At 59.0% G+C, this 7,107-nt stretch carries 7 protein-coding genes; 3 read left to right on the top strand and 4 right to left on the bottom strand.

What is annotated here, in order from left to right:
- Positions 1 to 237: hypothetical protein (locus P8X48_11515; GenBank protein MEJ2107931.1), on the top strand; the 237-nt coding region annotated here is incomplete at its 5' end.
- Here P8X48_11515 and P8X48_11520 read toward each other — a convergent pair.
- Genes P8X48_11520 through P8X48_11535 form a run of 4 tightly spaced genes read right to left on the bottom strand, consistent with a single transcriptional unit; the run spans position 225 to position 5,692 of the window.
- A complete protein-coding gene (locus P8X48_11520) occupies positions 225 to 2,258 on the bottom strand; it encodes a tetratricopeptide repeat protein (GenBank protein ID MEJ2107932.1) in 2,034 nt (677 codons plus the stop codon). The genes P8X48_11515 and P8X48_11520 overlap by 13 nt on opposite strands.
- Before the next feature lie 24 nt (positions 2,259 to 2,282).
- Positions 2,283 to 3,449: a cytochrome c3 family protein gene (locus P8X48_11525; protein MEJ2107933.1), complete on the bottom strand. Its 1,167-nt coding sequence runs from the start codon at positions 3,447 to 3,449 to the stop codon at positions 2,283 to 2,285.
- Between the two features lie 10 nt (positions 3,450 to 3,459).
- Positions 3,460 to 4,854 carry a cytochrome c3 family protein gene (locus P8X48_11530; protein ID MEJ2107934.1) on the bottom strand — a complete coding sequence of 465 codons (1,395 nt, stop codon included), beginning with the start codon at positions 4,852 to 4,854 and terminating at the stop codon, positions 3,460 to 3,462.
- A 16-nt stretch (positions 4,855 to 4,870) separates the two neighbouring features.
- A complete protein-coding gene (locus P8X48_11535) occupies positions 4,871 to 5,692 on the bottom strand; it encodes a hypothetical protein (GenBank protein ID MEJ2107935.1) in 822 nt (273 codons plus the stop codon).
- 371 nt (positions 5,693 to 6,063) lie between these two features.
- On the opposite strand from P8X48_11535, the gene P8X48_11540 reads away from it, so the two are divergent.
- Together P8X48_11540 and P8X48_11545 are read left to right on the top strand one after the other, a co-directional pair.
- The gene (locus P8X48_11540) at positions 6,064 to 6,840 is read left to right on the top strand and encodes a 4Fe-4S binding protein (GenBank protein ID MEJ2107936.1); all 777 of its coding nucleotides are present in this window, start codon (positions 6,064 to 6,066) and stop codon (positions 6,838 to 6,840) included.
- The coding region (locus P8X48_11545) for an NAD(P)-binding domain-containing protein (protein MEJ2107937.1) at positions 6,828 to 7,107 on the top strand (280 nt) is incomplete at its 3' end. The genes P8X48_11540 and P8X48_11545, both read left to right, overlap by 13 nt.

Below are 7,107 nucleotides of genomic sequence, written 5' to 3' on the forward strand. Positions count from 1 at the left end.
GTCCACTATCCCCACTATGCACGGGGAATGGCCGCAACGGGAGACTACGACCTGGTCTGCAACGGGCACGAGCACCGTGCCCATGTCGACCGGGTCACGAACCTGAAGGGTGGCGAAACCGTGTGGCTGGACCCTGGCACCGTGGGAGGCGTAAGCGCGCCGGCGACCTACGTGCTTGGCGACCTGGAGACGATGGACTTCGAAATCCTTACGGTTCCTTCGAATCAGAAATCGTAGCGGTAGCCCAGGGTTACGTAGTCGCGATCGGTTGTCTCCTTGATCAGGGGATTCACCGAATCTGAATGCTCGTGGCCGATCTCGAACTCAAACGTCGCCTTCTTGCGACTGTACTGGACCCGCACGCTGGGTGTAAAACGTGTGAGGTCAGTACCACTGTCGTTGTACTGCACGTAGGTCTTCAGTCCGGCATCGACCTGCCATTTCTGAACGAATCGGCCACGATCGGTGAGAAAGGCCGCAAATGCCTTGTAGCTGCTGCCGGAAAAGACTGAAATCCCCAGGACCGACACCTCACCCTTGTGAAACAACTCGGTCGAAACGACACGCCCGGTTGCAGTGATGGTCGTGTTCTCCGCGACCGCCGGCTCCCCGGCGCTGGCGGGCAAACCGGAGAAGTTGCTGTAGGAGAGATCCGCGCCCAGTTGCAGGTGATTGCTGAAGGTATGGGTCGCGCCCGTCGACGCCACGCGCGACTGCCCCGTACGGTCCCGGGCAAGCTGCATGAAATCCAGCCCCGGATTTGCCGCGATGGCCGCCGACATGGACCTGTAGGTCGTGCCAAATATGGGGGCCAGCAAGCTGTTGTTCAGTTGCAACAAGGGAGCCTTTCGAACATCCACGGACGCGTAGTAGCTCCAGTTCTTGCCGATTTGCCAGTAGCCCTGCAGCAGGAAGATATTCGGTTCGGCAAACAGTCGATCATAGTCGAAGAGGCCCAGCACGTTTTGGCTTGGCGCGGAATAGCGGAATTCGCCGCCGACCGCATCGCGATCGGTCAGTCCATCAATGGTATTCGTGATGGAAAAGAGAGACCCGGACCAGTGTCCGGCAAACTGGCCTGCATCAACCCGGTAGCCACTGAACTGCCGTCGGGATCCCGGAGCGATCGTATCGAACGGGGTCCCGGTGACATAATTCAGCCGCCATTTGTCCGTAATGTTCCCGCCGGCGAGAACACCGTCATAGTAGCCAAGTATGCCGCCCCCGCGTGCTGGCTGCCTTCCGAGCTGGAGGCTCAGCTTGTGCCAATCATATTGCGCACGGACATAGGCGCGCCGGACCCGACCCTCCGAAAGGTTGTTGAGAAAATCATAGGTATGGTCCGCGCCTAGAACACCGCGGTACTCCATCTTGCCCGAGCGATGGCGGATGCTCATATTGAGATCCGTTACCAGGGCCTCCTGGTCGGTAGAGGTCCCACCGGCGGTTTTGGTCACACCCGTATAGAAGCGCTGCGACCAGGTCCCGTAAACAGCGGTTCTTGATCTGCCAGCTTTTCTTGCCACGCGCTTGAGACGACCCCCGCCCGCCTGCAGCAGGGTGCGCAGCCGCTGGCGCACACGATCCGCGCCGTCGCCTTTCGGGTACTTCTGCAGATAGAGCCGGTACTGCCGGACGGCACGCCGGGTGTTCCCCTGTCTCTCGTAGGCCAGTCCAAGCAGTTCGGTTGCCACCTGGCTTTGCGGGTTCTCCGGCAGTGCGGCGATGCGCGAAAAGATGGCGACCGCCTCTTTGTTCTTGCCGGCGATCAGCAATCTCCTTGCCTTGGCCATATCCTGTTCAATCTTCGTGGCGCTTACCTTTGGCGGCACCGGCCGTGGCGGCAAGGCAACATGCACAATGATGGTCCGTCCGTCCCCGCCCGGTTGTACGGTATACGAAACAACCCGGTTGAATCGAAGAATCATCCGGTCGCCTTGCGTGCCGTTGAGTTCAACATCGACCTTGATCAGCGGCAAGCGGCCACCGAGACGATCGAAGCTCACCGAGCCCGGAGATGCCAGGGCGTTTTCAGTGTCTGTGGACTTGAAGGAGATGTAGAGCGTTTTGCCCCGGCTCTGGGGAAAATAGCGAACCAGCTGCGTCGGCGCATTGAAATGGAATTCAACGCGAGCGCGATTGCCGGACTCCGCCGTCACATCGATGGTGTCTAGCAGCTGCGCCCGGGCGGCGGGTGCGTAGATCGTCAGCACCAGCCCGCCCACGGTGAGCAAGAAAAACGCACGAATTCGGTTCACAGGAAAATGCTTCGTTCCGGTTCTCTAATCGCCGAAAGCCCCGTCGCTCGGGTGATGATGGGGTCCTGGCCTGGAATCCTTGATCGTCGTCAGTGTCGAATCTGTATAGATATGACAGGCGCCGGTGCAGTCCTTCAGGTCGTCATAGGTGTACTTCACGTTGCCGTACTTTGTATGCGGATCGGACCGGTAGTTGGACTTGTGGCAGCCACCACAGAAGGCCTTGTCGGCCGGATTCGGCCATGGAAGGACTTCCAACCCCTTATGACAATTGTCACAGGTAACGGATGACCTGTGGGTTCCGGGCCAGTACGCGCCGGTATGGCTGTAGCTCCGCGAACCCCACGTGGACGTGCTGTTGTGGCACACATCGCAGGACCGCTCCGTCGTCTCGACGAAGTGGCCGGAGGGTTTGTCCGGCAAGTGACAGTCGTTGCACTTGCCAGCGATGGCGCCAGTGTGGTCGAAGGTCGCCGGAATCCAGCGACGGGTGCTGTGACACTGGTCGCAGGAAGCTGTTGTCGGCCAGTGTCCCGACGGCAGCCCCTGGGCCGTCGACCCGTGACAGTCGAGGCACGTGCCTGGAGCTACCCCGGAATGATCGAAGTGTGCCGGGAGCCAACTTGTGGTTCGGTGACAAGTGTCACAGGAGGCGGAGGTTGTCGGGTGCCCGGTTGCGGGCTTTCCCGGGGCCGTGCTGCCGTTGTGGCATTGGGTGCAGGTCCCCATGGCAATGGCGGCATGATCAAAACGCGCACCGGACCAGATGGTCTGATTGTGACACTGGTCACACGGAAGTTGGGTACGAACATGATTCACGGGCTTGAAGGTACTGCCGCGCATGCCCGGTCCACCGTGACACTGGTCGCATTGTCTTGGCGTCCCCTTCAAGACACCGCGAATATGGCAGGTTCCGCAGGGTACCTGGGTGTGGGCGCCGAAAAGCGGGAATCCGGTGAGCAGATGATCGAATTTCTTGCCTTTCGCCGGCACGGTTGCCGCCTTGGCCTTCGAAACGGCAGCCAGATAGATTTGAGGTTTGTGGACATTCACGACGGACCCATGGGTGGGGCCGGAGGCAAAGGCCGGCAATGCAATCCCTGCGATTGACGTGAGCGACACCGCCACGAGGGCCCGCAAGAGCCAACGTGGCAACGGCAGATTTGAAATGGTTTCCGGCCCGGTTCTCATGAACGTTCCCTCAATGTAACAACGTCGGAAGATTGCGAATCACGCTGAACTTGCTGGTCACGTGGCAGCGTTCGCAGTACTGGCCAAATTCTCCCTCATGCACGTCATCCTGTGCATGACAATCATTGCACGCCCCGGACAGGGTTGGCCGACCGTTGGTCGGTCGTACGTGGCAGCTTACGCACGCCAGGTTCCGGTGGGCGCCATCCAGCACAATTCCGGTCTGTTTGTTATGGTCGAATATCCAGTGCTTCCAACTGCTTGCATCATGACATAGGCCGCAATTCGACCCCAAGCGCTTCTCGTGTGCATCGTCACTCCTGTGACACGACACACACCGGGTCGGTGCGTCCTGAAACCGCTTCGTGCGATGGCAGGAACGGCACTTGACCTTCGTGTGTCGACCCAACAGCGGAAACTTCGTCAGGCCGTGGTCGAACAGTGCCGTCTTCCAGGTCCGCTCGTTATGGCAATCCGCGCACTCCCGTCCCTCCTGACCCTTGTGCACATCATCATCCACATGACAGCCGTAGCAGTTGCTCGGCGGCTTCGGCTTGCGCAGATTCGCGAGATGGCAGGTTCGACATGCGGTGAGACGATGGGCGCCATGTAGGGGAAAATCTGTCTTTGAATGATCGAACCGGACCGTTTTCCAGGTCTGCTCGACGTGACAGTTATCGCATTTCTTCCCAAGAGCCCCCCGGTGTTTGTCGTCGCGGACATGGCAACCATAGCAGGAAGTGGGCAGCTTCTTTGCCCTGGCGCCGGCCTTGATACCCGTCTTGTGACAGGCGCGACATTTCACGCGGCGATGGGCGCCATGCAGGGGAAAATCGGTCTTTGAATGATCGAAGGTCACGACCTTCCATCCCTTGTCGGAATGACAATTCTCACAATTCGTGCCAAGGGTCCCGTGGTGTTTGTCGTCGGACCGGTGGCAGGAAACACAGCGATGCGGTGCATCCCGATATTTCGTCCCCGGCTTATGGCACGACGAACACTTCTTTCGCGCGCCCATGTGCTTCCCGTGCAAGGGGAAATCGGTCTGGCGATGGTCAAAGCTTTGCTTGTTCAACACCACGATCTTTGCCTTGCGCCCCTTGTGCTCGGTGTGACACGACTTGCAGGGTTCTCCCTTATGCCGACCATGAAAACCCCTTCCCGTGCGAATGTCCTGCGCAATGTCGCTGTGATCATGGCAGGCCAGACACATCTGGTTCTGTCCCTTTTTGCTGAACTTCTTGTGACAGTTGCTGCACTCATGTTCAAACTTCGCGTGACCGGCGATTACATCGCCCGGTGTGATCATCTTGTCGAACAAATTCAGGTCCGCGTGTACGGCGGCGGCCGGAAGCAACAGTGCGAACAACAGAAAAAGGCGTGCCAGCCTCCATGCCTGAGTCATCATTCGTTCTTACGGCTCAATACATATGAACGACGACCACGTGCACGATCGCCGTCGCTACCAGCAAAAACATCAATGGAACGTGCAATACATGCCACAGGGAAAACATGGACTCGTACACGCGGTACTGGGCAACGGAGCGAACCGATCGGATGTGATGACGAACCAGACCACGCGCCGTTCGCAGGCGCTTGCGATACTTGGCTCGCCCCCAGTTCCTCTGGCGGGCGATGTCGCGGAGGGCGCGACGAAGCGGTCGACGGGTTCTCCAGCCGGCCCACCACACGGCGGGCGCCAGTGTCAGGAAGCGCCACGTGCCGCCCAGGATTCCGCCCCAGCTGCTCAATCGGGACCGTTCAAAGCGTTGCAGCCGTGCCTGGACCACGGGCGCGAACGAGAGCATTCCCGCCACGCCTTCTGCATCGCTTACGAGCTGTGAGCGCAATTCGTCCAGTGAGGCGCGTCGGCCATAGAGCCCGTGATGGATCCGCGTGTAGATAAAACGCCCAACCAGTCCGCTCAGGAAGACGGCAAGCATGGAAAAGAAGGCCACGCTGCCGTTGACGGAGCCGAAGTGAAAATTTGAATGGAAAAAAATCAACAGGGGTCCGAAAACGCCGAGCAACATGTGCATGCGAAACCAGTGTTTCAGCGGGACCAGGGTGCGCAATATGCGAATTCGCTTGCTCAGCGGATAGAACAGCAACATGAGCATCATCGCGCCACCGACGAGACCGAACAGATAGCCGATACCGGTTTCGGCGTTGTACAGGTGCATCGGACCGAGGCGCCATGCGGCGAAGCTGCATATGGCGATCAGAAAAAGATACCAACGCATGCCACCCGAGCCCTGCGTCGCCGGAGGCGATGCGGGCTTGGCGACCGGCGCGGGGGATTCCGCCTCAGCGGATCGTGAAACTGCTTGCGAGACAGCCGAATTCATCCGTTGTTGTTCACTCTTGTTGTGTGCTATCGCCCCGGGGTGGAGCCGCGCATGGAGATGCGTGCCCAGTATGCTAAATAAAGCGATACCGGCGTATTACCCTATCGCTAAATATTGCAGAGGAACGCACAATCACCAATGTCCAGCGGACCAATGGCATGTAATTGCCGACAAAATATCAGATTTTTTACTGAAAAGATTCAGCATGACGGCCACTCTCTATTCAGGAAGACAGGCTTGTCCGAAATGCCGAGGAACATGGAAAAATGAGCTCAAGCTACCTTTATGTTGTGCTTTTTGCCGCGGCCACGATTGTCCTTTACTTGCTGCTGCAGGGGAGAACGGATCGGAAAAACCGAAAGAAGATGCTGGAGGCGGAACGAGCCGGTCTACTGGAACCGGCGTCGCTTCACCCGGTGATCGATCCGAATCGTTGCCTGGGATCGGGCTCTTGCGTACTCGCGTGTCCCGAAGGGGATGTCCTGGGCATGATCAAGCGCCGCGCCCAATTGATCAACCCGAGCCACTGCATCGGGCACGGTGCCTGCAAATCGGCCTGCCCTCATGACGCGATCACCCTGGTTTTCGGAAGCGCCAAACGCGGTGTGGACATCCCTACGGTCAGCCCGAATTTCGAGACCAACGTAGGGGGCATTTTCATCGCTGGCGAACTGGGAGGCATGGGACTGATCCGCAACGCCGTGGAACAGGGCCGCCAGGCCATGGAGGCTATTCGCAAGCGGCGCGCCAAGGGCAAGAAACTGGATGTCGTGATCATCGGCGCGGGACCCGCCGGCTTTTCCGCATCCCTGGCCGCGATGCAGCATAAGCTGCGCTACGTGACCGTGGAACAGGAAAACCTCGGCGGAACGGTTTCCCATTTTCCGCGAGGTAAGGTGGTCATGACCCAACCGGCCAAACTGCCCATCATCGGCAAGGTGAAGTTCACGGAAACCAGCAAGGAGAAGCTGCTGGCCTTCTGGCAGGAAGTCGAACAGCGCACCGGCGTGAAGATCAATACAGGGAGCGGATGGAAGACATAACACCCGAGGGTGATGGATTCGTGGTCACGACCAACCGGGGTCGCTATGAAACCCGGAGTGTACTGCTCACGATCGGCCGCCGCGGCACGCCACGCAAGCTCGGCGTTCCGGGCGAGGAGCAGGGAAAGGTCGTATACCGGCTGATTGATGCGGAACAATACCGCGGTCAGCATGTGCTGGTGGTGGGAGGTGGTGACGCAGCGCTGGAAGCAGCCTGCAGTATCGCCGACGAGCCGGGTACCACCGTGACACTCTCCTACCGCAGCG

The sequence above is a fragment of the Acidiferrobacteraceae bacterium genome, from assembly GCA_037388825.1.
In the GTDB taxonomy this organism is placed as follows: Bacteria; Pseudomonadota; Gammaproteobacteria; order Acidiferrobacterales; family JAJDNE01; genus JARRJV01.

Bases quoted from the DNA above. Each gene is read 5' to 3' on its own strand.
- P8X48_11525 (MEJ2107933.1), bottom strand. From the start codon at position 3,449: ATGAGAACCGGGCCGGAAACCATTTCAAATCTGCCGTTGCCACGTTGG.
- P8X48_11530 (MEJ2107934.1), bottom strand. From the start codon at position 4,854: ATGACTCAGGCATGGAGGCTGGCACGCCTTTTTCTGTTGTTCGCACTG.
- P8X48_11535 (MEJ2107935.1), bottom strand. From the start codon at position 5,692: ATGCGTTGGTATCTTTTTCTGATCGCCATATGCAGCTTCGCCGCATGG.
- P8X48_11540 (MEJ2107936.1), top strand. From the start codon at position 6,064: ATGAGCTCAAGCTACCTTTATGTTGTGCTTTTTGCCGCGGCCACGATT.